The sequence below is a fragment of the Marinobacter sp. MMG032 genome (assembly GCF_040112695.1).
Lineage (GTDB): Bacteria > Pseudomonadota > Gammaproteobacteria > Pseudomonadales > Oleiphilaceae > Marinobacter > Marinobacter salsuginis.
The window spans coordinates 1,185,776-1,210,190 of record NZ_CP157802.1 but is presented as its reverse complement, the minus strand read 5'-3'; the positions used below and the strand labels follow the sequence as shown (position 1 = coordinate 1,210,190).

Below are 24,415 nucleotides of genomic sequence, written 5' to 3'. Positions count from 1 at the left end.
GATACGGAGGTCGACTTTCTCTGACGTGGCTGACTTCGTATAATGCGCCTTCGCCGTTTCCGGCTGACACCTGTTCCGTGCAGGAGAGGCTGTCGCAAAGGCAGAGGTTTTTGCCACAGCTTTTCAAATGATAATGACTAAAACGGGAGCACAGCGTTATGCGAATCATCATGTTAGGCGCACCGGGCGCAGGCAAGGGGACTCAGGCCCAGTTCATTACGGAACGGTTTGATATTCCCCAGATCTCCACCGGTGACATGCTGCGCGCGGCGGTAAAGGCGGAGTCCGAGCTGGGCAAGCAGGTCAAGGAAGTCATGGCAACGGGCGGGCTGGTGTCGGACGACATCATCATTGCGCTGATCGAGGAGCGCATCCAGCAGCCGGACTGCAAGAACGGTTTCCTGCTGGATGGTTTTCCCCGCACGATTCCCCAGGCCGAGGCTTTGAAAGAGCAGGGGATTGCCATTGATTATGTGGTTGAAATTGCCGTCGATGACGAGGAAATCGTCAGTCGTCTGTCCGGTCGCCGAGTACATGAAGGCAGCGGTCGCATCTACCACGTGAAATACGATCCGCCCAAAGTTGAGGGCAAGGATGATGAAACCGGTGAACCTCTGGTTCAGCGCGAGGACGACAAGGAAGAGACGGTTCGCAAGCGTCTGAAGATCTATCACGACCAGACCGCACCGCTGGTCGGCTACTACCAGGACTGGGCTTCGAAAGACCCTGCAGCCGCGCCGAAATATGTTCGCGTGGAAGGCGTTGGCAGCCTTGACAGCATTCGCGACCAGATCCTTTCAGAACTCAAGTAAATTATTGGCATCCTGACCTGAGGTTTTCACACCGGTGAAACTGTTGGCATTGGATACGTCATCAGAGGGCTGCTCGGCAGCCCTTCTTGTTGATGGCGAGATCTCCGAACGCTTCGAGCTTGCCCCCAGAGGCCACACCCGGCTGCTGATGCCAATGGTGCGGGAACTGCTGGCAGAGAAAAATCTGGCCCCGGCCGAGCTGGATGCCCTGGCGTTCGCCCGCGGCCCCGGATCTTTCACTGGCGTGAGAATCGCAACCGGTGTCGTGCAGGGGCTTGCCTGGGGGCTGGATATCCCGGTGGTGCCCGTGTCGTCACTGGAGGCGGTTGCATTGGGCGCCATTGATAGCATGGATATTCCCGAGAACGGCGGCATTGCGGTGGCATTCGACGCGCGTATGGGAGAGCTTTATTGGGGGTGTTTTGCTGCCCGTTCAGGACTGCCGGTGGCTCTGGCTCCGGAACAGGTCTGTCCGCCGGAGGCAGTTAGCCTGCCCGCCGCCACTGAAGGCTGGTGCGGAGCTGGTCCGGGCTGGCAGTATCGCTCCGCAATGCCGGTGGAGGTATCTGAGAGTGTTGATAACGTAGATGAGACTCTGGTACTTCGTGCTGCCTGGGTAGCGCGTCTTGCGGCGAATGCATACGAGCAGGGGAAGACGGTGTCAGCGGAGCAGGCTCAACCGGTGTACATCAGGGATGAAGTGGCCTGGAAAAAACTGCCTGGCCGATAGTCTCACCGGCTGTCTTCGCGAATCCCGGAACGCCAGGCTGGGTAAAAAGTGATCATCCACCTTTTCTTCCTCAAGATAATCTTTCATACTTTCGGTTCACGTTTTCCTGTCATCCGGCCAGCGGTATCTGAACATGATTGGCGGTATTAATCCGGGTAACAATTTCAATTTCCAGACCGGCAACAACAGCCCTGTCCGGGAGCGCAGTGATACGGCCCGGGCGCCTGCATCAACGCCGGAGAAAACACCCGATGCGGCTCGCCGTGACCTCGCCGATGGTCGCCAGGGCATTGTCAGCGAACGCAATGCGACCGAAAGCCTCGAGCGCCGTGTTGAGGCCCGTCGTGCCGCCGAAGACGCCCGTCTGGAGCGTTTCCGTGCCGACGAGGTCTCGCTGCCAGCCGCTAGGGCTCTCTCCACATTTGCCTCTGTAGCCGCTGCCGGTCAGGAAGCAGGCGGCGATGGTAGCCTGGCCGGGATTGATATTCTGGTCTGATGCCTGACTCCTCCTCGCCCGAACCCTCTGCCCTTTGCAGCACCATCGCTGTTGCCCACAGTGCACTTGGCGACCGAGTCCAGGCCGAAAGTCTGGCCCAATCGCTTGGGCTGACTAACCTGGGTGTTGTTCGCCCAAGAGATGTCACGGACTTCCCGGTTTTACTATTTCTTGATGAGCTGGGCCTTGGCCTGCAGGTCACCGGCAAAGGTGCGCCAGGGCCAGTTCGTGCAGAGTTCGTTACCGGAAAAATGGGGTACCGGCGTGAGCATGGTGGTGGCGCGGGCCAACTGGTGGCCAAGGCGGTTGGCCTGCAGAAAACCCGAGCCACCCTGGATGTGGTTGATGCAACGGCGGGACTGGGCCAGGATGCCTTTGTTCTCGCCAGCCTTGGCTGCAGGGTCACATTGTTCGAACGCAATCCGGTTATTCATGCGCTGTTGGCCGACGGTTTGGCGCGGGCAGCGATGAACGTGGATTGCGCCGCCATTGTCGAGCGCATGCGGCTGCTGGAAGGCAGCAGTATTGAGTGGCTGGCACAAAGTGAAATCGAAGCCGCGGACGTTGTCTATCTGGATCCGATGTTCCCACATCGAGACAAGTCGGCCCTGGTAAAAAAAGAAATGCAGGTGTTTCGCACCATCGTGGGTGACGACGAAGATTCCGGACAATTGCTGGCGAGCGCGCTCGAGCATGCTCGTTACCGGGTGGTGGTGAAGCGGCCCCGTAAGGCGCCGGCGATTGAAGGACCGGAGCCGACCACCCGCGTGGAAGGCAAAAGTAGCCGCTATGACGTGTATTCGATTCGGGCGCTGCCGTCCCGGTGAGCGCCGTCAGGCGCCCATCATGGTAACCTGCTGGATAGCCTGTCGCTTCTCGACGCTCAGCACCAGACGGGCATCATCAGCCACCTCATCCAGCCCTTCCCCGTAGCACAGCAAGCCATTATCGTCGGTGGTGATCACACCATTGTTCTGCATATTGGCAATGAAGTTCCGGAACAGGCTCTTGTCAAAGAATTCCGGTGCATTGAGACCGAACAGGATGGACATGCGTTCGGCGAGCAGGGCGCTCTGCTCTTCCAGTTCGGCGGCGCTGATCTTGCCCGAACCGTACTTGCGCAGAATGCCCAGGGCAATGTGGTAGCGCTCGACCGTCTGGATGATAAAGCGGGACAGCACCCTGAGCCTGAGCATGGCTTCGGTGCCTTCCTCTGGTCGTCCGATCCGGTCATCGTCCAGGGGCTTTAGCAGGCCCTGTTCAATAAGAACATCAATCCACTGATTGATCACGTTTCTGGCTTCATCCGGCTGGTACTTCAGGAAAAGCTCGGATTGAAGGTAGGGGTAGGCCACGCTGGCAAGGAAGACGATCTTGTCGCGCCCCAGTGAATCCTTGTTTTCAAACAGGCTGGCAATCAGTGAGGGCAGTGCGAACAGGTGCTGGATGTTGTTCCTGTAGTAGGTCATCAGGATCGCGTTGCTGCCCTCCAGGGCAATGATATCGCCGAGCTTTTGCGGCTGCCGGCTGATCAGACCCATACCCTCGCAGTAAGCGACCCAGTCTTTGCCCGAGCCCTCGGGCAGGGTCACCGTTTCCGCGTAGGGGAAGGCCTTGAGCAGGGCTGCGTATTGATCCATCAGGCGGATCAACTGGCCCTCATCCATCGCCAGTCGTTCGGTACCCAGCAGCACCGTTGCGGTCATGCCGATCGGGTTGACGGCAACAGAGGCGTTAATGCTGGACGCCACCCGGAACGACAGTTCTGAAACCGCGCTGTTGAGCCACTTGGGACGATACTCGGCGTCGTAGGCCTCGTCTCGCCAGCTGCTGTTTACGTCGTCGAGAACCTCGGACAGATGGATGGCCTCGCCGAAGTTTACCGCGACGCGACCAAAGGAGTTGCTGAGTTTGCGGACGGTCTTGGCCAGGCCGAAGACGCTCTCTTTCTCTTTTTTCTTGCCGCGAAGTTCGCCCAGGTAGGAGCGCCCTTCCATAACCTTTTCATAGCCAATGTAAACGGGCACGAACACAATGGGTTTGCGATGGTCGCGCAGGAAGCTGCGAACGGTCATTGCCAGCATGCCTGGCCGGGGCTGAAGCATCCGACCCGTGCGGCTGCGACCACCCTCGACAAAATACTCCACGGAATAGCCGCGGGAGAACATCACATGCATGTATTCATTGAAAACGGTAGCGTACAGGGGATTGTCCTTGAAGCTGCGGCGCATGAAGAAGGCCCCGCCACGGCGCAGGATCGGTCCGACAATGGGCATGTTGAGATTGATACCTGCCGCGATGTGCGGCGGCATCAGGCCATTCTTGTAAAGCACGTAGGACAGCAGCAGGTAGTCGATGTGTGACCGGTGGCAAGGCACGTATACCACCGCGTTGTCCTGGGCGACTTCTTTCACCACCCGGATATTGTTGATGGCAATACCGTTGTAGATCCGGTTCCACAGCCATGACAGCACCACCTCAAGGAAGCGGATGGTGACGATGGACATGCTGGCGGCGATTTCGTCCGCGTATTTGTAAGCCTTGGCACGTACTTTTTCCGGCGGGATGTCGTCTTTGGCTGCGGTCTCCCTGATGGCCTCCTTGACTGCCTGAGTGCGCACCAGCCCTGCCACCAGAGTACGACGATGGGAGAGGTCTGGGCCCAGAACGGCCTGGCGAACGCGGCGGAAGTGGGTTCTCAGAATCCGTGCCAGCTTGCGGTTGGCGCGCTCCTCGCTGTGTCGGTATTCATCGATAACCTGCTTTAGCGAAAGCGGCTGGTTGAACTGCACGTAGGTATTGCGGCCGTGAACCATGATGATCAGGAACTTCTGAAGCCGGCCGGCAATGGACCAGGTATCAGACAGCAGCAGTTTGACCAGGGATTTCTCCTTGTCAGGGGAGCGGCCCCAGAACAGGGAAACAGGCACAATCTGGACATCCTGGTCCGGGTGTTCCAGACCATAGCGCACCAGTGCCTGGAATTCGTTCGTAGGTGCCGGAGCCTGGCGACCTCGGAAAAAACCACCAATCCGGCGATAGAGAAAAAAGAAGGAGTGGGATGGGCCATTTTTCACGGGGAGTGCTTCGGAGGCGCCCGGCAGTCCCGCCCGGATGACTTCCTGCTCGAGAACCAGACGGCTGGAAAGGGAGCTGTATTGCAGCACGTAGCAGACCGGTTTGTCGGGATCCAGGGCGAGGGCGTCAACGCTGTTGCCGCTGACATCGGTCCGGACCCAGATGAACAGTATCTTGCGGAAAAGGGTCAGGATCAGGCTGCGAATGCCCTGGTAAAGACGCATAAAGTGCAACTCCGTTGAATAAACAGGTGCCAAGTTTACTTGGTTGAGTACAGGGCGGAAAGTCGAGCTTTCATTCTTGGCCGGTGCAGCAATGTGGTACATTTCGGACTCATCTTTTTATCACCCAGTTGATTCATCGAATGGTGGTCGCAATGACTCAGTGGATACCCGGCTGGACAACCCGGCGGCCAGAAAAAAGCGATCTGATCCTCGCCTTGTCGGGGTCTGGAGTGGTCAAGGCTGAAAACGGCTGGCTGCATTCCGGCGACAGCGATCTTTTCGAGGGCGGGTTGCCCGAGTCAGTGTCACTGGGCAGCTACGACGGCCGGGACCTGTTTGTTACCGAATTACCGGAGTCTGGCCTTGGTGACCAGGAGGTGATTCCGCTTCGGGATGCTTTGCTGATGCTGAGCGACGCGCCTGCGGATATGCTCAGTACCGGGTTCCAGGTCTGGCAGTGGTGGCGAGACCACCGGTATTGCGGCCGCTGTGGACAGGAAACCGGTTTTCATCCCCGGGAACGGGCCAAATGGTGCGACCCTTGCGGCATTCCCTGGTATCCGAGGTTGGCGCCCTGCGTGATCGTGGTCATACGCAGGGAGGATCGGTTTTTGCTCGCCAGGTCCTCAAGGGTCAAGCGGCACTTTTACAGCCTCATTGCCGGATTTGTCGAGCCGGGGGAAAGTCTTGAGGGCGCCGTGCACCGTGAAGTGAAAGAGGAGACCGGACTGGATGTCACCAACATCCGCTATCACGCCTCGCAACCCTGGCCATTCCCCCATCAGCTGATGGTCGGCTTCTTTGCCGACTACGCGGGAGGGGAACTGGTACTCCAGGAAGACGAACTTGCCGATGCTGACTGGTTCCTGCCCGGTGATACGCCACCGGTGCCGCCGGAAACCACGATTTCTGGCCGCCTTATCCGGGCCATGGAAAATGAGATTTCCCGGGGAGGCATTCCGGTTTGAACGAGCAGGGGCCTCCAAGGGTATTGGTGTTCGACTCCGGCGTGGGTGGGCTGAGCGTCGCAGCCTGTATTCACCGGCATTTGCCCGGGCTGGAGCTCGTCTACCTGGCGGATAACGCAGGTTTCCCCTACGGCGACAAATCCGAAACAGTCGTGATTGATCGCTGTTGCGCACTGATTAATTCAGCCCTGGCGCTTTACCCGTCGGACGTTATCGTGGTGGCCTGTAACACGGCCAGCACGGTGGTTTTACCCCATTTAAGGGCCATGACAAAGGTGCCGGTTGTGGGTGTAGTGCCCGCCATCAAGCCGGCGGCGGCAAAGACGATTAACCGGCGGCTGGGGTTGTTGGCAACACCGGCAACAGTTCGCAGACCGTACCTCGACAGGCTGGTCGAGGAATTTGCCGGCGATTGCCGGGTAGAACGTATTGGCCATCCGGGGTTGGTGCGCTGGGCGGAAGACCTGGTTTCTGGTATCGAGGTCCCTCTTGAGGAGCTAGAAGAGGCAATGAAGCCTTTCCGGGAAGCGGATGTGGACACGGTGGTTCTCGGCTGCACTCATTATCCACTATTGCTGGAGAGCCTGAAGCAGAGTTTGCCGTCGGTTCGTTTCTGGGTGGACTCGGGAGAGGCTATTGCACGGCGGGTGGCCTGGCTGCTGGATCAGGCGGGGCAACGTGCGTTGGTAGAAGTCCAGATGTGCAGGGAAGGGGAGTGCCCCGTGATCGCAGCTTTGTTTTCAGGGTTGGCGCCTGACGGAATCACAGCCTTCATGACGGGACTTGGACTGGCGCCCAAAGAGCTCAATGAAGGCTGGCCCAGCGGAGCGTCGGGGGCTACAGCAACCGGGTCAGCTTGAACATAGCGAAGAATTCCAGCGCCGGGATCGATCGTTTGTGACAACAGTAGGTTTTGAAATTCTCGCCCCGGAAACGCGACTTGGTGAACTCCAGGCCCTTGAAGTTGTAAAGGAAATTACCCTTCTCATAGACCCCGTGGAGAAGGCGCTTCAGCAGCCGGCTCTCCTGATGTTCCGTAGCCGAATCCAGTGACAGGGGAATCAGACCCAGATCCAGATAGGGTACGCCCTCGGCCCTGAACACTTCCATCGCATGAGCCATAAGGGTATAGAAAATGCCCTGTCGGAAATCGGCATTGGCCCGGGAGATATTGGGCACATAGCTGATGATCTCGTTATTCCGATAGATCGGGTCGAAATATATGAACCCGACGGCTTTGCCGTCCTGGTAGGCGTAGAAATGCCGTTCGTTTTCCCGATAGTCCATTTCCATGGGACGGATCAGAAAACGGATTTCATTGCTTTTGCATTTCCGGGTTCGAATCCAGGCTTCGGAGATCTCACGGGTGTGGTCGTCGCTGAACCGTTCCTTGACGGTAATGCCGTTTTTCTCAGCCTGGTTCAGTGCGGTCCGGAGAATCTGTTTCTTCTTTCCGCTCAGGGACCACTTGCTCAAATCAATGCGGGACTCGCTGCCGAACTGTGTGCCGTAAAGGCCGAAGCGCAGATGGAGAAAATCGACCACAGACTTGGATACCTGTATGTAGCTGGCATTGGGAAATTTCTGGTGAAAGCTCTCCAGCAGGCTGCCAAAGTCTTCGGGGGCACAGACCGGATCAGAGAGCACGAAGGTCGCACCCCATTTGCGCATGTAGGCGATGTAGCCCATGCCCGGTACATCGAAATACTGCATGCCCGGTTGCAGCGTCGAGAACGACTGGGAGTGGGTTCCATACTTCTTCAGGAATCCGACCCGCTCGGTAAACGTGAATGAGCCACTTTCCAGTGTGCCAACCCTGTCCAGTGCGAGGATCTGATCCGACATGCTGCTGCTCCCTGTTTGTTTTTGTTGGGTGACTCTTTAGCGAAGGTGTTCAGGCCTGCTTGCGTCCGAGGATGGACCAGTAGCAGTTCATGTTCAGAAGCTTGAAGTGCTTCTTATCGGTGACCTGAAGGCCCAGGCGCTGCATGTGCTCGGGATAGTTATAGATTTTGTGGAAGGCGTTGTTGGCGAACAGCCAGAAGATGAAGACTGCCATGTACCAGTAGAGCTTTTTGAACATTCGGGAAAGCAGGTTGCCCGTGGGGTAGGAAAAGTCGCCAACAACCACGCGGGCGTCTGCTTTGCCCAGACGTATCAGGTGCTCAAGGACCCGGACCATCATGTCTTCATCAAATACATTGAGGAAGAAATTGGCTACGACCATATCGTACTGCTCGAACTCATCCACCTTCATGATGTCGCTGTGGATACGGCGGATGGTCAGGTGTGGCGCTTCTTTTTCCTGGGCCTCGGCAAACTTTCGCAACATGGTTTCGGACAGGTCGACTACAGTCACATCGGCGCCAAGTTCCGCAGCCCGAATGGCATCCCGGCCGTGGCCGACCCCGGCAAACAGTATTTTGTCCCCTGGCTGCACGGTTTCAACGTCCAGCATCGCTGTCTTGCAGCGGTGAATGTTTTTTCCGCTGTAAAGGTTGCTCAGGAAATCGTAGACGGGACCAATATACTTGTACTTGTCGCGCATGATGACTGCTGCCTGTTCTTGTTCCTTGGATGCCGTCACCGTTTTTATCGTTATTGGTCCGAGAATGTCGGACATTCCGGTGATTAGCGCCTATGGATTCGAGCTTAGAGAACAGGGTGGGAGAAATATGTGCAGTAATGCGCATTTCCGGATACATAAAGTAACGTATCGCAATACTTTGCAAACCAGATCGCGGTTTTATATCGGAGTGTCAGACAATAAATAATCGTCTATCAGAATGATGCGGCTTTGGCTCTCGTGGTGCCCAGGGTTCTGGAAATTTCGACGGCAGGCCTGGCAGGGCCATAGAAAAAGCCCTGGACCTGATGGCAGCCCAGGCCTCGAAGGTATTCCAGTTGCTCGTCGGTTTCCACGCCTTCGGCAACAATCTCCAGCTTCAGCCCGTGAGCCATGGCGACGATGGCATTCACGATACACGCGCCGTCTTCGCCGCTGCGGATGGCTTTCACGAAAGACTGGTCAACCTTGAGGGTATGGATGGGCAGTCGGTGCAGGTAATTCAGGGAGGAATAACCGGTGCCAAAATCGTCTATCGCTATCCGGACACCCAGAGCTGCCAGTTCACGGAGTTTCTGGGAGATCTGCTCAAGATCGTTCATGATCACGTTTTCAGTGATTTCGATTTCCAGGTTGCCGGCCGGGAAGTTGTGGGCCTTTACCTGCTGCATGAGGGTTTCCACGAACCGCGGGTGCTCGACCTGGATGGGTGACAGGTTGACTGCCAGCCGGAGGTCGGCATGGCCGGCCCGGATCCATTGGCCAACATCCTCGCAGGCCTGATTGAGAACCCGTTCGCTGAGCTGGCCGATCAGCTTGGTTTCTTCTGCCAGGGGCAGAAAGTCTCTGGGGTAGAGAAGTCCGCGTTCGGGGTGCTGCCACCTTACCAGGGCCTCGAGGCCGACTACCCGATTGGTTGTGGAGCACACCTGGGGTTGGTAAAACACCCTCAACTCGTCCCGCTCCAGAGCCAGGCGCAAATCCCGCTCCAGGTTAAGACGGTTGGCTGTATCGATACTCATACTGTCGGAATAAAAGCGGTAACCGTCCTTGCCCTTGCCTTTAACGTGATACATGGCAATGTCGGCGTTCTGGATGAGCTGATCCATGGATTCGCCGGCTTCCGGGAAGATGGCGATACCGATACTCACACCCACGAACACCTCGTGATCACCCAGTTGAAAAGGCGCCCTGAGGGCATCGATCAGCTTCTTGGCGATCTGTCTGGCATCTTCGTGATTGTGGATCGAGGGCAGTAGCAGGGTGAATTCGTCGCCACCGAAGCGGGACAGGGTATCGCCCTTGCGCAGACATTTTTCAAGACGGTGGGTCACGGCTTGCAGCAATCGATCACCCATGGCGTGGCCGAGGGTATCGTTGATGACCTTGAAACGGTCCAGATCCAGGAACATAACGGCGAGTTTCTGACCGCCACGTTTGGCGTGGGTGATCGCAAGCTCAAGACGGTCCTTGAAAAGAGCCCGGTTTGGCAGGCGGGTCAGCAGGTCGTGATAGGCCTGGAAATTGATGAATGCTTCGGCTTCCTTTCGCTCGGTGACATCCCGGGCGGTGCCGTAGTAGCGAGCGCCATTGCCATTTCCGCCGCCCTGGGTGGTTCCGGAATGGGGCCAGGTCTGCGGATCGATTGGAAAGGCAGTGATCTCGAAGTGTCGGGTTGCCCGGCGGCTGCCCCGGGTTTTCAGGCGAACTTCCAGGGTCCTGGGGTTGTCCGCGGTGATGTTGGGGCCCTTCAGGGCCAGGGTTCCCCGGGTCACGTCACGGTCATCCAGGATGTGTCGGAAGTGCTGGCCACAGAGTTCCGCAGGCTGGTATCCGAGCAGGCTCTCGACCTTGCTGTTTACAAAGCAGAAGTGGCCATCGTGATCGAGCATAAACACGATATCCGGGGAACTGTTAACGATGTAGCGATGCAGGGCCTCGGATTTCTCTAGCCGCATCTGAATATGCTCGTGGGCCTCGAGCAGAGACTTCTTTCCAATAACACTCTCAACGGTGGCCAGAAGCTCTTCAGGGTCAAAGGGTTTGCGAATGTAGTCCAAGGCACCCCGCCGCAAGGCTCGGCTCACGGCACTGAAGGAGCTCTCGCCGCTGACGACAATCACTCCGCAATCCGGTTGGCTATTGGCAAGATGGGCCATGACGTCGAAGCCGCTGACTTCCGGCATCCTGAGATCCAGCAGCGCTAGATCGAACGTCTCCTCGTCAATCAGGTCACAGGCTTTTTGACCACCGTGGGCTTCCGCCACTTGGTAACCCCGGCTGCGCAACAGCGAAGCGAGCGTGTTCAGCAAACGGAGTTCGTCGTCCGCTACCAGTATCCGTGCCGTTAACCCGTGACTGAAAGGCTGATCAGTTTGTTCAGGTGCCATCGGTCTGTGTCCGTTGTTTCTGCGTCAGTCGGTCTCGTTCTTTTTATGGCTGGCCGCCGGGAGCAAAATCCTGAAGGTGGTGCCCTCCTGCCCCGTCCGACAAGCTATGATGCCCTCCATGTCATCGACTAGCTGCTTTACAATACTCAGGCCCAAACCGCTGTGGCCTTCTCCCTTTGTGGTTTTTACCGGTGAGAACAGGGTGTCCCGTATTTCACCGGGTATTCCTCTGCCTGTATCTTTGATTTCCAGCTCAACCCAGGTGCGATGATTCTGCCACACTGGAGAAGCGGTATGAATTTCAACAGTGCCACTATCCTCGGGTAGGCTTTCCGCAGCGTTACGAACCAGGTTGATCACTACCTGGCGAATCCGGGTGGTGCTGGCCGCAACCCGTGTTGGTTCGCTGCACAGTGATAGCTTCAGATTTCGGTTCCCGGAGCTGAACAGGCTATCTTCAAGAATACGTGCGAGACTTTCCAGCTCAGTATTGAGCTCAACTCCTTCATCACCCGATCCCACGGCGTCAGTATGACTCATTTGCAGCAAAAGGTTACCGGCCCGGTCCAGCTCATCCCGAATGACGTCCAGTTCCTGCTGGACACCGGCATCCTCGAGCCTGCCACGGAGCTGATAAATGTATTGTCTGATGATGGTAAGCGGGTTGCTGACCTCGTGCACCTGTTTGCGCAGCCGTTCGCGGGCTATTTCCTGATCCAGCCCTTCTGATCCGGCCTCTGCGCTGGCGGTCGCAAGATTTCGGTTTGCCAGCACGGAGGACAGCTGGCGGGTAAAGATATCAGCCAGTTCCAGAGTCGTCGGTAGATGGTCGTTGTCGGTTCCCAGGGCGAAGACGCCCGGGCAATCGTCGCCGCCCTTCACCGGCACGGCCAGCAGTGACGGTGTGTGTAATAGCGAGAGTAACTGACGGTCCAGTACCGTGGGTGAACGTTCCCCAAGGCTGACTGGCAGCCCGGAAATAAAAGCTTCCGTGAGAACACTCCCGCCTGGCTTGGCAGTTACCGCAAGTTCGGGGATGTCGCCAATGGTGCCGGACAGGAGCACGAGATTGTCTCCCGTGTGCCCAAAGCACAGTGCCGGAAGGCCTGTGATCAGGGTAAGGCTGTTGACGGTTTCGGCGAGAATACTTTCGGTTTCACCGGTCAGGTCGGCCAGGTTGATGGCCTGGTTCGCCATGGCTTGACGAAGAATGGTCTGTTTCAGCTGCCTAGAGGCACTTTCGCCACAGTAATCCTCGTCCAGCGGGATTCCCATGGAGGCCGCCATGCCGGAGACTTCATGACCGATGCGGCGGTTGATTTCACGGGTCAGTTCTTCGTTGAGCCCGAATACCGTGCCTGCCGCTGCAATGCCGGCGGCATCGGACAGAGCCAGGCGGGTTGCGAGACTGATCAGCTTCACCAGGTGGCCGGCATCCCTGAGTTCCGAGGGCAGCGCCTGCTGATAACGCATGGCATCGGCTGCCATGGGGCCCAGGCCCCAGGAGGCCACGAGTTCGGCGGCAATGTCTGACTGGTGATCAAGATAGTGTTGCTTCGCCTCGGTGGCTGGCGTTTTAATAGCGATCAGTTCGCCGATGTTGTGCAGCATGCCCAGCATGAAGGCTTCGTCTGGCTCCGGATACCGGGTAAGCGTTGCCAGCGCCCGTGCGGTTAGTGCGGTAGTCAGCGAGTGGCGCCAGAAGTCTCTGAGTTGCTGCCATTCCTCGCCGCCCAGCTCGAACAGCAGCTGTCTCAGGGCTGCGGTCAGAACCAGGGTGTGAAAACGGCGGGTGCCGAGTCTGAGGAGTGCCTGGTCAACCGATCGAATGGGGGTAGAGGGGCCGTAAAGGGCGGAATTGGCCAGTGCCAGTATGCGAGCCACCAGCGCCGTATCGGCAGAGACAATTTCGCTGATTTTTCGGTAGCTGTCGTCCTGATGGCATGCATCGAGCGCCCGCAGGGTCACCTCCGGTAGACTCGGTAGCTGTAGATCAGGCGCGATGTGCATAGGCTTACCTGCCGTGCGACGAAAAAGTCAGTATCTGACGGAGCGTTCATTCTTATTGTCCGAAAAGAGCTTAGACAATAATCCGTCGTTATTAAATACTTATTGCTCTTTTTTTAAGCAATATATTATCTGATTCGTGATATGTGTAGAATTTTTACAGGTTAAAATACTGAAAACCGAAAAATCAGGGACCTAGATTACCGGTGATGAACGCCAGAGAACCTGTCAAGCACAATTCGAACCAACCCCGCACCATCGCAATTGCTGGCGGTAAAGGTGGGGTGGGTAAGACCTCGGTCGCCCTGAATCTTGCGCTCACCCTGGCAAGGCAGGATAACCGGGTTTTGTTGCTGGATGGCGACACCGACCTTGCCAATGTCAGCATCATGGTTGGCCTGTACCCGAGAAAAACCCTTGCCAATGTGATGGCCGGAGAGTGTCGTCTGGAGGACGTCATCCTTGAGACCGATTACGGGCTGCACATTGTACCAGGGGCCTCCGGTGTCCAGGAGTGCATGGACATGGGGCCGACCGAGAGCCTTCGAATCCTGCGGGCACTCTATAACCTGGAAAATCGTTACGATTACGTCATTACCGATACCGCTGCCGGCCTGCAGGCTGCCGGGCTCCATATGATTGCCGCAACAGAACTAGCTTGTATGGTGGTGACCCCGGATCCCGCGTCCCTGACGGACGCCTTCTCGCTGATCAAGGTGCTCAGGCGCAGGGGCTACAATCGGATACCTAGCATTCTTGTGAATATGGCCCAGGGGGCCAGCCAGGCCAGGTCCGTCTTCCAGCGTCTGGATGCCGCTGCCCAGCGCCACCTGGGGATCTCGCTCCACTACATGGGTGGCATCTGGCGCGACGAGACCCTTCGCCAGTCGGTTCTCAACCAGAAGCCTGTCGCGCTTCTGCCTGTGTCGGACCCCTCATGCCGACAGTTCCACACCCTTGCCGACATGCTGGACGTGAGGCTTTCCCAGCTGCCCAGGCGAAAGGCAGGCATTGCGGCTTACTGGCATAAGGTGTCAAAAAGGGAATCGGCAAATCCGAAAGCGTTGGGCAAGCCCGAACCTCAAACCGGGAACGAGACGCCATCGCTGAAGCATCGGTGCCTGAAGGCCGTGGATGAGATTGAGGCGGTGTTCAGTGAAGCACCGATCGACCCACTGCTGCGTTATGAAGCATTCACTCGGCTTTTTGCACTGCTTGGGAGCACGCTGGATAGTGATGTCATCGAGATTATCCAGACCGGACTGGGAGCGTTCCAGTGGGAGAATCTCAGCCCCGAGCGCAAGAGTCATCTGGCGATCCACCTCCGTGACCTGGCGGACCAGATTTCGCCCCCCGCACAGGAACCGCAAAGCCGTGAGTTGATCCACCCGGTACTGCGCGAGCCTTTCTACGACCGAATCAGCTTTGGCGAGCAGGATCGCCTGGTGCGGGTGCTGAAGGAGCAGCCGGCGGATATCTCCCTGGATCAGCTCCTGCGGTCTCTTTCAGGTAATGATCAGGGACGCTCCTGACCGGTAAAAATACCTGCCTCCTTTTCCGTCATTTTATTAGCACTTTTTGTAGCGTAACTTTGCTGTGTGTCACCGCTCTGTAAATAAAGTTGTGCAAGGATTGAGCATAAATCTGAATCGTGGCCCGCAATATGCACTGAGTCTTCCGTACCTGATTCACAAACTTTTCTTTGGTTGGCAGGTGTGCGCCGACAACGAATCGAAATGAGAAGGAGTTCTCCCATGGCAACACAGCAGTTGAATCCCGAAGCGTCGTCCAAAGTACTTGAGCGGCTAAGGGGCAAGCATGTTCTGATTACCGGCACCACCGGTTTTCTCGGCAAGGTGGTACTGGAAAAGCTGATTCGCGCCGTCCCTGACATCGGCGGCATTCACCTGCTGATCCGTGGTAACAAGCGCCATCCCAATGCCCGGGAGCGGTTTTTTGACGAGATCGCGACCTCGTCAGTCTTTGATCGGCTGCGCCAGGATGACAACGAAGCGTTCGAAACCTTTATCGATGAGCGCGTGCACTGCGTGACCGGGGAAGTGACCGAGCCATTGTTTGGCCTGTCCGCAGACCGTTTCCGCAAACTGGCCGGAGGTATTGATGTGGTCATCAATACCGCCGCCAGTGTGAATTTCCGTGAAGAGCTCGACAAGGCGCTTGCGATCAATACGCAGTGCCTTGAAAACGTCGCCGAACTTGCCCGACAGAACAAGTCCCTGGCGGTTCTTCAGGTTTCCACCTGTTATGTGAACGGCATGAATTCGGGGCAGATCACTGAGACGGTAATCAAGCCGGCCGGTGAGCCTATCCCCCGGAGTACGGAAGGCTATTACGAGATCGAGGAACTGGTTCGGCTGCTGGAAGACAAGATTGCGGACGTTCGTTCTCGCTATTCGGGAAAAATGCTTGAAAAGAAGCTGGTGGACCTTGGCATCCGTGAAGCCAACCATTACGGCTGGAGCGATACCTACACCTTTACCAAGTGGTTGGGTGAGCAGCTTTTGCTCAAGGCCCTGGCAGGGCGTGCCCTGACCATTGTCCGTCCATCGATTATCGAGAGCGCACTCGAGGAGCCCGCGCCGGGCTGGATTGAGGGCGTGAAGGTGGCCGACGCGATCATCCTTGCCTACGCTCGAGAGAAGGTTACGCTATTCCCGGGCAAGCGGTCCGGCATTATCGATGTGATCCCCGTGGATCTGGTGGCCAATGCAATCATCCAGGCCGCTGCCGAAGCCATTGCTGATACTCCCCGTCACCGGATATACCAATGTTGCAGTGGCAGCTCTAACCCGGTTTCCCTGGGGCAATTCATTGATCACCTGATGGCGGAATCCAAAACCAACTTCGCAGAATACGATCAGCTGTTCTATCGCCAGCCGACCAAGCCCTTTATCGCGGTGAACCGCCGGTTGTTCGACGCCGTTGTTGGCGGGGTGCGCATTCCCCTGAGCATTACCGGGAAAGTCTTGCGTATGCTGGGCCAGAACCGCGAGCTGAAAGTGCTTCGCAACCTGGATACCACCCGCTCCCTGGCAACCATCTTTGGTTTCTATACCGCGCCGGACTATATCTTCCGCAATGACGACCTGCTGGCCCTGGCCGCCAGGATGGGGGAGCTGGACAAGGTGTTGTTTCCGGTAGACGCACGACAGATTGACTGGGCGGTATACCTGCGCAAGATTCACCTTGCAGGTCTCAACCGCTATGCCCTCAAGGAGCGCAAGGTATACAGCCTGCGCTCAGCCAAGGCCCGTAAAAAGGCAGCATGAATCCGAAGCCCGGTCCCGCAGACCGGGCTTTTCTACCCGGCCTCCTCCCTTCCCGGTTTGCCATCGGCTCCAACCGAACTATCCTTTAGAAAGCTTCTCGTTCGGCGCAATTTACCGTTGTTTTCTTGCGGGATATCGACTTTTTTGGGCTAAAAGTTCAGGCGGATTAGGACGTTAGTCTAATTCATTGTGTAGTGGCTAGCATGGTGAACTACCACTATCCGTCTAAAGGGCCGGAGAGGCCGCAACGTCTGAATTCCAAAACCGACAATGACAACAGACTCTGACTAAAGGGGGAGCACAATGACTGATAAACAGGTATATCCGGTAAGTCCGGAAGTTGCCAAGCAGGCGCTTCTGAACCGGGAACAGTACGAAAAAATGTATCGCCAGTCAGTCGATGACCCGGATACCTTCTGGGGTGAGCACGGCAAGCGCCTTGAGTGGATCAAGCCCTACACCAAGGTGAAAAACACGACCTACGACTACAACAATCTGTCCATCAAATGGTTCGAAGATGGCCAGCTGAATGCCTCTGCCAACTGCCTGGACCGTCACCTCGAGAAGCGTGGCGACCAGACCGCCATTATCTTTGAAGGTGATGATCCTGCCGATTCGCGTCACGTGACCTATCGCGAACTGCACGAAGAGACCAGCAAATTCGCCAACGTCCTGAAAGGGCTGGGCGTGAAAAAGGGTGATGTAGTTACCATCTACATGCCAATGATTGTCGAGACAGCCGTCGCCATGCTGGCCTGCGCCCGGATCGGCGCAATCCACTCTGTGGTTTTTGGTGGTTTCTCTCCGGAAGCTCTGGGTGCGCGCATTGTAAACGGCAAATCCCGTTTCGTGGTGACTGCCGATGAGGGTGTTCGCGGCGGCCGCAAGATTCCCTTGAAGAAGAACGTGGATGCGGCCCTCAAGAACGAAGACACCGCCAATGTAGAAAAAGTCGTGGTTGTCACCCGCACCGGTAATTCCGAAGTGCCCTGGAATAACGCCCGCGACGAGCGTTACGAAGATCTGATGAAGTCTGCCTCTGCAGACTGCCCGCCAGAGCCCATGAACGCCGAAGACCCGTTGTTCATGCTTTACACTTCCGGCTCCACTGGCGCACCGAAGGGTGTGCTCCACACCACCGGCGGGTACATGGTCTATGCCTCCATGACCCACGAGTATGTGTTCGATTATCACCCGGGTGACGTGTACTGGTGTACGGCCGATTTTGGCTGGGTGACCGGCCACAGCTACATCCTGTATGGCCCGTTGGCCAACGGTGCCATCACCGTTCTGTTCGAAGGTGTGCCTAACTACCCGGACAGCTCGCGCATGGGGCAGGTGGTCGACAAACACAAAGTGAATATTCTCTACACCGCACCGACCGCGATCCGTGCCCTGATGGCTGAAGGCGAGTCCTGCATGAACGGCACGACCCGTGAAAGCCTGAAATTGCTGGGCTCCGTGGGTGAACCCATCAACCCTGAAGCCTGGGAGTGGTACCACCGGGTTATCGGCAACAGCAAGTGTCCGATCGTGGATACCTGGTGGCAGACCGAGACCGGCGGCATCCTGATTTCGCCGCTGCCCGGCGCCATTGATCTGAAGCCCGGCTCCGCAACGGTTCCGTTCTTCGGTGTCCAGCCGGCACTGGTGGATAACGACGGCAATATTCTTGAGGGCAAGACCGAGGGTAACCTGGTTATCCTGGACAGCTGGCCTGGCCAGATGCGCACAATCTATGGCGATCATGAACGTTTCGCCCAGACCTATTTCAGCACCTACAAGGGCATGTACTTTACCGGTGATGGCGCCCGTCGCGATGAGGACGGCTACTACTGGATCACCGGCCGAGTGGACGACGTTCTGAACGTGTCCGGTCACCGCTTGGGTACAGCGGAAGTAGAGAGCGCGCTGGTTGCCCATGATAAAGTCGCCGAAGCGGCCGTCGTTGGCTATCCCCATGAAATCAAGGGGCAGGGCATCTACGTCTACGTAACCCTGGTTCATGGCGAAGAGCCTTCTGATGAGCTGAAGAAAGAGCTGGTGCAGTGGGTCCGCAAGGAGATCGGCCCGATTGCCTCGCCGGATGTGATCCAGTGGGCGCCTGGACTGCCGAAAACCCGTTCTGGCAAGATTATGCGCCGGATTTTGCGTAAGATTGCCTCTAACGAGCACGACCAGTTGGGTGATACGTCGACGCTGGCAGATCCGGGTGTAGTCGATGACCTGATCAGCGGTCGTGCGAACCAGTAACGCCTGTGTGTTACCAGGCCACGTACCTGTAAGGAATTTGTTGAATGGCACAAACAATTATCGTCGCTGATGATCACCCGCTGTTTCGCGCAGCATTGAAGCAGGCGGTCAGTCAGGCGGTGCCCGATGCCGAGACGGTGGAAGTCGACAGCATCAAGGCACTGCAGGCGGCGGTAGAGTCGCATCCGGATGCGGATCTGGTTCTGCTGGATCTCAATATGCCGGGTGCCCACGGCTTCTCCGGGCTCGTGTTCATGCGCGGGCAATACCCGGGGCTGCCGGTGGTGGTTGTGTCAGGATCGGAGGAGTTGCAGGTGATGCGCCGCTCGATTGACTACGGCGCTTCTGGCTTCATTCCGAAGTCGGCGCCGTTGCCCACCATCACGGAGGCGATTCAGGCGGTCCTGGAAGGGGATGTCTGGTTGCCGGCGGGAGTGGCTGAGAAGATCGAGCGGATGCATTCGGACGCCACGGACTTTTCCGAGAAGTTGGCGTCGCTTACGCCACAGCAGTTCCGGGTGCTGGGTATGCTGGCCGAGGGGCTTCTGAACAAGCAGATTGCCTATGATTTGGATGTTTCCGAAGCAACCATCAAGGCGCATATCACGGCGGTGTTCCGGAAGCTTGGGGTTCGGAATCGGACCCAGGCTGTGATTGCGATTCAGCAGATGGAGATCGATCCTTCGGATCAGTCGTTGTCTGGTAGTTGACCTGGTTTTACTGAGTTAAATGGATGATGAGCGGGAGCCTTTGGGCTCCCGTTTTTTTTGCTTCTGTTTCGGTCCGTTGTGGTGCGGGAGGTGCAGGGTGCGGAAGAGACCCCGCAGGAACGCTACGAGCACATCCCTGTGCGCTTGGCTTTGGCCATCCATGGCCAAAGACATCCTGCGCGGTCTCTTCCGCACCCTGCACTTCAACTCCGTGAACGACTTTCGAATTTGATTAAATAGGTACGACCGTTCCTGTTTCAGTATTTTTGTTCTCAGTTTCGGGGATTATATGTTGCTATAGAGCTTTTTGTTCGTTAAATTCAGCGCACAGTTGTACTCTGAAATGAAATTCTGTGACTGGATTTAATCGACTAACCAAAGGTGACAAATGAACGCTGCCGTACAACCCGAATCTCTCGGTCATGCCGTTTTTGGTAAGCCTGATGAGCGGGAACTCAGGGACAGGATGAAGAAGGAGCTGCCGGCGGATACGTTCAGGCCGCAAACCTGGCGGGTGGTCTGGTTTCTGCCGTTGCAGTTGATGATCTGGGGTGGCATTGCCACCATTCTGCTGGCGGGGTTGCCCTGGTATGCGAATCTGGGGCTTGGGTTGCTGGTGGGGCATACCATCGGTTGCCAGGCGTTGCTTGCCCATGAGGTATTGCACGGGGCGCTGGGGATGAGCCGGCGCTGGCAAAATTTTTTTGGCTGGCTCGGGTTCGGGCCGTTGATTGTGCCGCCGGAGTTCTGGCGTCGTTGGCACAACGTGGTGCATCACGGTAATACCAACGCCGGCGATACGGACCCGGACAGTTTCGGGACGTTGCGGCGTTACAAGACGGACCCGAAGCAGAAGAAGTTCACCAAACTGGCTCCCGGTTCAGGGACGTGGTACAGCTATCTGTTCCTGACTTATTCCTTTACCTTCCACGCCCAGCTGGTGCTCTGGTTTCAGGCGAAGCGGCGGAAGCAGTTCAAAGGGTTTGACCGCCGCAAGGCCATCCAGCAGTCGTTTGCCTGTGTGGCGGCCTGGGCCGTGCTGGCAATTTTGTCAGGGCCCCTGGCTGTGTTTACCGTGCTGGTTCCGTTCATGGCGGCCAATGCGCTGGGGCAGGGGTATATTCTCACCAACCATTTCCTGCGACCGCAAACGGCGACCAATAACCCGCTCGACAACTCCATGAGCCTGCGCAGCCACCCGCTGCTGGATCGGCTGCATTTCCGGTTCAGTCATCACGTGGAGCACCATTTCTTCCCGAAAATGGGCCACAACATGGCGCCCCGTGTGCGCCGCTGGCTGGAGGAGAATCATGGTGGGCGGTATGTGGCCATGCCGCACAGTACGGCGCCGAAGCTGCTGTACAGCACGCCCCGGGTTTACAAGTCACCGACGGAGCTGGTGGATCCGAATAATCCGGAGAGGGTGTTTGATTTGTTGCCTTTGCAGCAGAGGTTTTCCGCAAGTAATCGTGTGTAGGCGAGTATTGTCGGATTACGCCTATGGCTAATCCGACCTACGCGCTTAGGTTTCGGTTAACTCTGAGGAGTGAGGGGCGGGACGGGTTTCCAAAACCGTGCGGAGCCATGGATGGCGGAGCCGAGCGTACAGGGAGGTATCCACAGCGTGTTTTGGAAACCCGTCCCGACGCTCGCTCCGAGGCTCGAATGAGCACTCTTACTTGCTACCGGCGTACCCCAGTTCCTTATCCACCAGGTTGAACAACTCCTCGCCTTTGTGCCAGCGGTCGAAGTTCTCCAGAAACTGGTCGGTCAGGGCCCGCTTCCAGCCGATGAAGTCGCCGGCCATATGGGCTGTCATGGTGACGTTCTCCATGTCCCAGAGCGGGTGATCTTCAGGTAGCGGCTCTTCCTCGAAGACGTCCAGGCCGGCGCCGGCGATTTCGCCACTTTTCAGGGCTGTTATCAGATCATCGGTTTTGACGATCGGACCGCGGCCGATGTTGATCAGTCGGGCGGACTGTTTCATGGCCTTGAAGGCTTTCTCGTCAAACAGACCCTCGGTCTGGGGCGTCAGGGGTGCTGCAATTACCACGAAGTCGGCATGCCCCAGCTGCTCGTAAAGGTCGTCGTTGCCGTGTACCGCGACAAAATCCGGGTCCTCTTTTCTCGGTTTGCGGGCAATGCCGTGGGCCTTCAATCCGGCAGCGCCAACCAGCCGGCCGATCTGGCGGCCGATAGAGCCCGCTCCAACAACCAGAACCTGCTTGCCTTCTGCGCGCTCGGTGTCCCGGTGCTTCCACTGGTGCTTCATCTGCAGCCGGATGGAATTCGGAAAATCCTTGGCGAACATCAGGATAGTGCAGAGCACGTACTCGGCAATGGTGCGGTCGAAAATGCCGCGGGCGTTGGTCACGGTGACATCGCCCTTGATCAGATCAGGGAACATCAGCGCATCCACGCCGGCACTGGTGGCGTGGATCCATTTCAGCTTGTCTGCCGTGTGCCAGGCGGCCGCCAGGGCCTCTGTGCGAAAGTCGGTCACCATCATGATGTCGGTGCCGGGCAAGGTGTCGCGAAGGGTAGGCTCGTCACAGGCAAAGCGCACATCTGCGCGGGCCCTGACGGCGTCCATTCCTGGCGGTTCCTGTTCCCCGGGTGCGGTGAGAACGGTAACAACAGGTTTGCTGTGCTGAGTCATTGAGCCTCCGCCTATGATGATGAGTGACTGTCTGTGCCTGGTGTTCGTCCATGGCCAATTTACAGTCTGGTCGGCAGGTACTGTCGGGTCAACTTGCGGGGCAACAGATTTTGCTCTGATCGCGGTGATGGCGGTACTTTCACGTACATCATCTATATGATTTTTTGTCTTGTAGAGGCTTGCCATACTGACTAACCTGCAGGAGTGGATTCTATTTGCCCCGTTTGCAGGAGGTGTTTATGGCAGAAGCCGCCAACAAAGAAACCGGCCAGACCAAACCGCGTCGAGTGAAGTACCGGAAGAACAAGGCCAGTTGGAACCCTGCCATGCAGGCGATTCCGGTGCCCGGCATCCGGCGCATGGTGAACATGGCGGCCACCATGAAGGATGTCATTCATCTTTCCATCGGTCAGCCGGACCTGCCGACCCCCAAGCACGTAATTGATGCCTATGTCGATGCACTCAATGCGGGGCAGACCGGCTACACCATGGATGCCGGACTGCCGGAACTGCTGGTGGCACTGCGTGATTACTACGGCAAGCGTTACAACCGCAAGCTGACCCGGGACAACATCCTGATTACCAGCGGCGCCACAGAGGCCATGTACCTGGCCATTTCCGCCACCTCTGCGCCAGGCCGGCAGTTTATCGTAACGGACCCGTCCTTCCTGCTGTATGCGCCCCTGATCCGGATGAATGGTGGCGAGGTGAAATTCGTCCAGACCCGGGCGGAGAACAACCACCAGCTGGATCCGGATGAGGTAATCCGGGCGATGGGGCCCCGCACCTTCGCGCTGATCCTGAACAACCCCAACAACCCGACCGGGGCGGTTTATCCGCGCAGCACTGTTGAAACCATCCTTGAGGAGTGTGCCTACCGGGGTATCCAGGTTTATGCGGACGAAGTCTACGACCATCTGATCTTTGATGATGACGACTTCGCCAGTGTGCTGAACTGCTCGATGGATCTGGACAACATCATGTGCATCAGCAGCTTCTCCAAAACCTACAGTATGGCGGGGCTGCGTGTTGGCTGGGTGATTTCCAGCCAGGCCGCCATAAAATCGCTGCGGCGCTACCATATGTTCACCACGTCGGTGGCCAATACCCCCTCCCAGTTTGCCGGTGTGGCAGCGCTCACGGGGGACCAGCAGTGCGTTCGCGATATGGTCGACATTTACCGGGAACGTCGGGACAAGGTGGTTGAACTGGTTGATCAGACCCCCTACATGACCGGGTACAAGCCGGGCGGTGCGTTTTTTGCGTTTCCTGACCTTCCACCCCATGTGGATGGTTCGGATCTGGCCCTGCGGATGCTGAAGGAAACCGGTGTCTGCATGGTGCCCGGTGATGCCTTCGGTGAAGGGTGTACCAACGCCGTCAGGATCAGTTTCTCCACAACCTGCGAGAAATTGGAAGAGGCGTTTGATCGCGTCATCCCGTGGATGGCCAAACAACAGTTCTGAGGTGATGCCATGTCAGCCCTGGACTCGGTATTGATTCAGTGCCCGTACTGCTGGGAGACGCTGGATATCAGCGTCGACCCGTCAGTGCCGGAACAGGAGTATGTCGAGGATTGCCAGGTCTGCTGCAGGCCCATACTGTTGCGCGTGGTTTTTGACGACAATCTGACACCTCATGTAGAGGCCCGGGCTGAGAATGAATAGAACGTCGCTGTGTGTTTGCCGCACTCTTCTGGTCGTGATGGTGGTGCTCGCCAGCGGCTGCGCCAGTCTGTCGCCTTATTCGATTTCTGAAGGCGAGCTGGAGAGGCATCTCCAGGATGTTGTGAGCGAATTTGATCGAAACCAGTTGAACAGCGGCTCCCCGCTGAGCCTGAGTCTCGATGACGCCAACATCACCCTGGGGCCCGATGGCCGGGACGTGGCAGTAATCGATGTGAGGGGGCAGGTTGCCCTGAATGCGTTGATGGCGAAGCTACCGGTGGATATTGCCCTGAAGGTTGAGGGGGCGCCGGTTTACGACAGCTCGGAGAAAGCCATCTTCATACGGCGATTGCAACTTCTTGAAAGCAGTATCGACTCTCCGTTCTTCAAGGGGGATCTGAAGCCGGTAACCGATACGGTCATGCGGCTGGTGGCCCAGATGCTGGAGACCATGCCGGTATACCGGCTGGACGAAACCGATTTCGCCCAGCGTATGTTCGGTATGATGCCAGTAGATGTGCGCGTGGCGCCTGGCCGGCTGGAATTCGTGATGGCCGACCAGTAG

Annotated in this window: 20 protein-coding genes; 14 read left to right on the top strand and 6 right to left on the bottom strand. The window is 57.2% G+C overall.

Translation table 11 applies throughout. The annotated features are described in order from the left end of the window. Positions 1-158: 158 nt before the first annotated feature. From adk to ABNF92_RS05575, 4 genes are all read left to right on the top strand, one after another. Positions 159-812: an adenylate kinase gene (gene adk, locus ABNF92_RS05590; RefSeq protein WP_069184132.1), complete on the top strand. Its 654-nt coding sequence runs from the start codon at positions 159-161 to the stop codon at positions 810-812. 34 nt (positions 813-846) lie between these two features. Further along, a complete protein-coding gene (tsaB, locus tag ABNF92_RS05585; RefSeq protein ID WP_291909775.1) occupies positions 847-1,542 on the top strand; it encodes a tRNA (adenosine(37)-N6)-threonylcarbamoyltransferase complex dimerization subunit type 1 TsaB in 696 nt (231 codons plus the stop codon). A gap of 133 nt (positions 1,543-1,675) precedes the next feature. Next, positions 1,676-2,038, top strand: a complete 363-nt coding sequence (locus tag ABNF92_RS05580; protein ID WP_069184134.1) for a UDP pyrophosphate phosphatase — start codon at positions 1,676-1,678, stop codon at positions 2,036-2,038. Next, positions 2,038-2,865: a class I SAM-dependent methyltransferase gene (locus tag ABNF92_RS05575; protein ID WP_349343696.1), complete on the top strand. Its 828-nt coding sequence runs from the start codon at positions 2,038-2,040 to the stop codon at positions 2,863-2,865. Before ABNF92_RS05580 ends, ABNF92_RS05575 begins: the two co-directional genes overlap by 1 nt. A 6-nt stretch (positions 2,866-2,871) precedes the next feature. On the opposite strand, the gene plsB is transcribed toward ABNF92_RS05575, so the two are convergent. Then, positions 2,872-5,340, bottom strand: a complete 2,469-nt coding sequence (plsB, locus tag ABNF92_RS05570) for a glycerol-3-phosphate 1-O-acyltransferase PlsB (RefSeq protein WP_136631305.1) — start codon at positions 5,338-5,340, stop codon at positions 2,872-2,874. A gap of 152 nt (positions 5,341-5,492) precedes the next feature. Here plsB and nudC point away from each other — a divergent pair, with 152 nt between their 5' ends. Continuing rightward, positions 5,493-6,308, top strand: coding sequence for an NAD(+) diphosphatase (gene nudC / locus ABNF92_RS05565; RefSeq protein WP_349343695.1), 816 nt, complete (start codon positions 5,493-5,495; stop codon positions 6,306-6,308). Further along, on the top strand, positions 6,305-7,168 hold the full coding sequence (murI, locus tag ABNF92_RS05560; RefSeq protein WP_349343694.1) for a glutamate racemase: 864 nt from the start codon (positions 6,305-6,307) through the stop codon (positions 7,166-7,168). The genes nudC and murI overlap by 4 nt, the downstream gene beginning before the upstream one ends. Here murI and ABNF92_RS05555 read toward each other — a convergent pair. The 4 genes from ABNF92_RS05555 to ABNF92_RS05540 form a co-directional block, all read right to left on the bottom strand. Further along, the gene (locus tag ABNF92_RS05555) at positions 7,146-8,153 is read right to left on the bottom strand and encodes a DUF2156 domain-containing protein (RefSeq protein WP_349343693.1); all 1,008 of its coding nucleotides are present in this window, start codon (positions 8,151-8,153) and stop codon (positions 7,146-7,148) included. The genes murI and ABNF92_RS05555 overlap by 23 nt on opposite strands. Before the next feature lie 49 nt (positions 8,154-8,202). After that, on the bottom strand, positions 8,203-8,856 hold the full coding sequence (locus tag ABNF92_RS05550) for a class I SAM-dependent methyltransferase (RefSeq protein ID WP_136629338.1): 654 nt from the start codon (positions 8,854-8,856) through the stop codon (positions 8,203-8,205). 233 nt (positions 8,857-9,089) lie between these two features. Beyond that, entirely contained in the window at positions 9,090-11,264 is a 2,175-nt protein-coding gene (locus tag ABNF92_RS05545; RefSeq protein WP_349343692.1) for an EAL domain-containing protein, read from the bottom strand. Between the two features lie 24 nt (positions 11,265-11,288). Beyond that, positions 11,289-13,274: an HDOD domain-containing protein gene (locus ABNF92_RS05540; RefSeq protein WP_349343691.1), complete on the bottom strand. Its 1,986-nt coding sequence runs from the start codon at positions 13,272-13,274 to the stop codon at positions 11,289-11,291. Between the two features lie 206 nt (positions 13,275-13,480). Here ABNF92_RS05540 and ABNF92_RS05535 point away from each other — a divergent pair, with 206 nt between their 5' ends. From ABNF92_RS05535 to ABNF92_RS05515, 5 genes are all read left to right on the top strand, one after another. After that, positions 13,481-14,803: a MinD/ParA family protein gene (locus tag ABNF92_RS05535; protein WP_136631805.1), complete on the top strand. Its 1,323-nt coding sequence runs from the start codon at positions 13,481-13,483 to the stop codon at positions 14,801-14,803. Between the two features lie 222 nt (positions 14,804-15,025). After that, a complete protein-coding gene (locus ABNF92_RS05530) occupies positions 15,026-16,561 on the top strand; it encodes a fatty acyl-CoA reductase (RefSeq protein WP_349343690.1) in 1,536 nt (511 codons plus the stop codon). 303 nt (positions 16,562-16,864) lie between these two features. Further along, positions 16,865-18,814 carry an acetate--CoA ligase gene (acs, locus tag ABNF92_RS05525; RefSeq protein WP_136631807.1) on the top strand — a complete coding sequence of 650 codons (1,950 nt, stop codon included), beginning with the start codon at positions 16,865-16,867 and terminating at the stop codon, positions 18,812-18,814. A gap of 44 nt (positions 18,815-18,858) precedes the next feature. Then, entirely contained in the window at positions 18,859-19,524 is a 666-nt protein-coding gene (locus ABNF92_RS05520; protein ID WP_069184146.1) for a response regulator transcription factor, read from the top strand. Positions 19,525-19,912: 388 nt separating this feature from the next. Further along, entirely contained in the window at positions 19,913-21,001 is a 1,089-nt protein-coding gene (locus ABNF92_RS05515; RefSeq protein WP_349343689.1) for an acyl-CoA desaturase, read from the top strand. Between the two features lie 198 nt (positions 21,002-21,199). On the opposite strand, the gene ABNF92_RS05510 is transcribed toward ABNF92_RS05515, so the two are convergent. Further along, positions 21,200-22,183 carry a D-2-hydroxyacid dehydrogenase gene (locus tag ABNF92_RS05510; RefSeq protein ID WP_349343688.1) on the bottom strand — a complete coding sequence of 328 codons (984 nt, stop codon included), beginning with the start codon at positions 22,181-22,183 and terminating at the stop codon, positions 21,200-21,202. A 239-nt stretch (positions 22,184-22,422) separates the two neighbouring features. On the opposite strand from ABNF92_RS05510, the gene ABNF92_RS05505 reads away from it, so the two are divergent. From ABNF92_RS05505 to ABNF92_RS05495, 3 genes are read left to right on the top strand one after another with little or no spacing between them, the layout of a single operon-like run. Then, positions 22,423-23,649, top strand: coding sequence for a pyridoxal phosphate-dependent aminotransferase (locus tag ABNF92_RS05505; protein ID WP_136629632.1), 1,227 nt, complete (start codon positions 22,423-22,425; stop codon positions 23,647-23,649). 9 nt (positions 23,650-23,658) lie between these two features. After that, a complete protein-coding gene (locus tag ABNF92_RS05500; RefSeq protein WP_069184151.1) occupies positions 23,659-23,850 on the top strand; it encodes a CPXCG motif-containing cysteine-rich protein in 192 nt (63 codons plus the stop codon). Then, positions 23,843-24,415 carry a DUF1439 domain-containing protein gene (locus ABNF92_RS05495; RefSeq protein WP_349343687.1) on the top strand — a complete coding sequence of 191 codons (573 nt, stop codon included), beginning with the start codon at positions 23,843-23,845 and terminating at the stop codon, positions 24,413-24,415. Before ABNF92_RS05500 ends, ABNF92_RS05495 begins: the two co-directional genes overlap by 8 nt.

What these genes read in the sequence shown, in the direction of transcription:
- adk (WP_069184132.1), top strand. Translation starts at nt 159, where the DNA reads ATGCGAATCATCATGTTAGGCGCACCGGGCGCAGGCAAGGGGACTCAG.
- ABNF92_RS05580 (WP_069184134.1), top strand. Translation starts at nt 1,676, where the DNA reads ATGATTGGCGGTATTAATCCGGGTAACAATTTCAATTTCCAGACCGGC.
- ABNF92_RS05575 (WP_349343696.1), top strand. Translation starts at nt 2,038, where the DNA reads ATGCCTGACTCCTCCTCGCCCGAACCCTCTGCCCTTTGCAGCACCATC.
- plsB (WP_136631305.1), bottom strand. Translation starts at nt 5,340, where the DNA reads ATGCGTCTTTACCAGGGCATTCGCAGCCTGATCCTGACCCTTTTCCGC.
- nudC (WP_349343695.1), top strand. Translation starts at nt 5,493, where the DNA reads ATGACTCAGTGGATACCCGGCTGGACAACCCGGCGGCCAGAAAAAAGC.
- ABNF92_RS05555 (WP_349343693.1), bottom strand. Translation starts at nt 8,153, where the DNA reads ATGTCGGATCAGATCCTCGCACTGGACAGGGTTGGCACACTGGAAAGT.
- ABNF92_RS05550 (WP_136629338.1), bottom strand. Translation starts at nt 8,856, where the DNA reads ATGCGCGACAAGTACAAGTATATTGGTCCCGTCTACGATTTCCTGAGC.
- ABNF92_RS05545 (WP_349343692.1), bottom strand. Translation starts at nt 11,264, where the DNA reads ATGGCACCTGAACAAACTGATCAGCCTTTCAGTCACGGGTTAACGGCA.
- ABNF92_RS05540 (WP_349343691.1), bottom strand. Translation starts at nt 13,274, where the DNA reads ATGCACATCGCGCCTGATCTACAGCTACCGAGTCTACCGGAGGTGACC.
- ABNF92_RS05535 (WP_136631805.1), top strand. Translation starts at nt 13,481, where the DNA reads ATGAACGCCAGAGAACCTGTCAAGCACAATTCGAACCAACCCCGCACC.
- ABNF92_RS05530 (WP_349343690.1), top strand. Translation starts at nt 15,026, where the DNA reads ATGGCAACACAGCAGTTGAATCCCGAAGCGTCGTCCAAAGTACTTGAG.
- acs (WP_136631807.1), top strand. Translation starts at nt 16,865, where the DNA reads ATGACTGATAAACAGGTATATCCGGTAAGTCCGGAAGTTGCCAAGCAG.
- ABNF92_RS05520 (WP_069184146.1), top strand. Translation starts at nt 18,859, where the DNA reads ATGGCACAAACAATTATCGTCGCTGATGATCACCCGCTGTTTCGCGCA.
- ABNF92_RS05515 (WP_349343689.1), top strand. Translation starts at nt 19,913, where the DNA reads ATGAACGCTGCCGTACAACCCGAATCTCTCGGTCATGCCGTTTTTGGT.
- ABNF92_RS05510 (WP_349343688.1), bottom strand. Translation starts at nt 22,183, where the DNA reads ATGACTCAGCACAGCAAACCTGTTGTTACCGTTCTCACCGCACCCGGG.
- ABNF92_RS05505 (WP_136629632.1), top strand. Translation starts at nt 22,423, where the DNA reads ATGGCAGAAGCCGCCAACAAAGAAACCGGCCAGACCAAACCGCGTCGA.
- ABNF92_RS05500 (WP_069184151.1), top strand. Translation starts at nt 23,659, where the DNA reads ATGTCAGCCCTGGACTCGGTATTGATTCAGTGCCCGTACTGCTGGGAG.
- ABNF92_RS05495 (WP_349343687.1), top strand. Translation starts at nt 23,843, where the DNA reads ATGAATAGAACGTCGCTGTGTGTTTGCCGCACTCTTCTGGTCGTGATG.